This is a genomic window from uncultured Leptotrichia sp., assembly GCF_938036635.1.
Taxonomy (GTDB): domain Bacteria; phylum Fusobacteriota; class Fusobacteriia; order Fusobacteriales; family Leptotrichiaceae; genus Leptotrichia; species Leptotrichia hongkongensis.
Genome location: NZ_CALHQO010000165.1, coordinates 1 through 1,400 on the forward strand (window position 1 = coordinate 1; position 1,400 = coordinate 1,400).

Genomic DNA, 1,400 nt, shown 5'->3' on the forward strand with positions numbered 1-1,400 from the left:
ATATAGTTGGGTTTTATAACATCAAGTACATTTTCAAAATTTTCTAAAGATTTTTTTTCTATATCTTTTGAAACTGCTATTGTTCTACTTCCATTTATTGAAGGAACAATAAAGAAGTTCATAAAAGAAATCTTATCCCAAAATTTCTCTATATTAATAATTTCTTTTTTTATATTTGAAAAAAACGGTTGTTTGTTATTATTACTGCAATGTTTTTTTACTACCTCTCTTGTATTTATATATTCTTCATTCATTAATTTTATTTCATTTTTATCTGCAATCCATTTATTAAAATCTTTTACTTTTTCTCTATCACTATCTTCTATAAGATAATGACTTTCAGCAACTATTAACACTTTATATTTTTCATATTTACTTCCAATATATGGTAACATAAGTTTATGAATTCTTGAATTTTTATAAAAATCTATCTCTAATAATTTATTATCGTACATTTCTCCCTCCAAGTTAAAATAAATCAGAATGTGTCCCAGTTCTCGACAATGTCAAAACCAAAATATCTTTTTCAATTTTATAAATCAAAAGCCAGTCAGGCTGAATATGACATTCTCTAAATCCTTTATAATCTCCAGTAAGATAATGATCTCTATATTTTTTAGGCAAAGGTTTCTCATTTACCAAATAAAAAAGGACTTCTTCAAATATTTTTTTGTTACACCCTCTTTTTATTGCCCTTTTATAATCTTTCTTGAATTTAACCTGGTATCTGATTTTAAGCATTCAAATCCTCCATCAACTCATCTATACTATCAAAAGTTTTGCTTAATCCAATACCTTTTTCAACTTCATCCAAAACCTTTCTGGTTTCTCCATTCGGCACTTTCAACTCAAACGGAATCCCCTGCTCCAAAATACACTTCTTCAAAAATAAATTCATAGCAGTACTCATATTAAGCCCCATTTTTTTAAATAAAGTTTCCGCTTCTTTTTTCACATTTTCATCAACTCTAGCTGTTACTGTAGCCATTTTTACCACTCCTTTGTAATACTTTTGTTATACAATGTAATTATATTACTAAATAATGTAAAAATCAATATTTTAATTAACTTTTTCAAAAAAATTTACTTTTTTCATTTTTTCAAATCTATTAATCTATTTTCTGTCAAATAATTTATATTTTCGGCTATCCAACTTTTATTAAATCCAAAAAATTTCTCAATTCTAAAAACTTTACCTTCATTATCTAATTTAAAATATAATTTATATCTCGTTATTTTCTTTACTAATTTTAAAACCTTTACTTTTTCCCGTGGGATTATTTTCCTCATTTTACCTATATTTGAAAGTTCCATTCCAGAAGATATTTTAAATGTTACAGAAGCTCTTGCAAAACAAGTATTTAAAGATGTTACAGGCATTGAAATTACTGAAAACTTTG

3 protein-coding genes and 1 pseudogene are annotated in these 1,400 nt (G+C 25.3%); all 4 read right to left on the reverse strand.

Annotation, left to right across the window (positions count from 1 at the left end; genetic code table 11):
* Positions 1–455 (reverse strand): hypothetical protein (locus tag Q0370_RS03175; protein WP_299572037.1); only part of this gene is annotated, 455 nt, incomplete at its 3' end.
* Between the two features lie 13 nt (positions 456–468).
* On the reverse strand, positions 469–741 hold the full coding sequence (locus Q0370_RS03180) for a type II toxin-antitoxin system YafQ family toxin (RefSeq protein ID WP_299572039.1): 273 nt from the start codon (positions 739–741) through the stop codon (positions 469–471).
* Positions 734–988 (reverse strand): type II toxin-antitoxin system RelB/DinJ family antitoxin, encoded by a 255-nt coding sequence (locus tag Q0370_RS03185; protein ID WP_299572041.1) that lies wholly within the window; start codon positions 986–988, stop codon positions 734–736. Before Q0370_RS03185 ends, Q0370_RS03180 begins: the two co-directional genes overlap by 8 nt.
* Before the next feature lie 104 nt (positions 989–1,092).
* Positions 1,093–1,400, reverse strand: a pseudogene (locus tag Q0370_RS03190) (hypothetical protein); the annotation flags it as partial.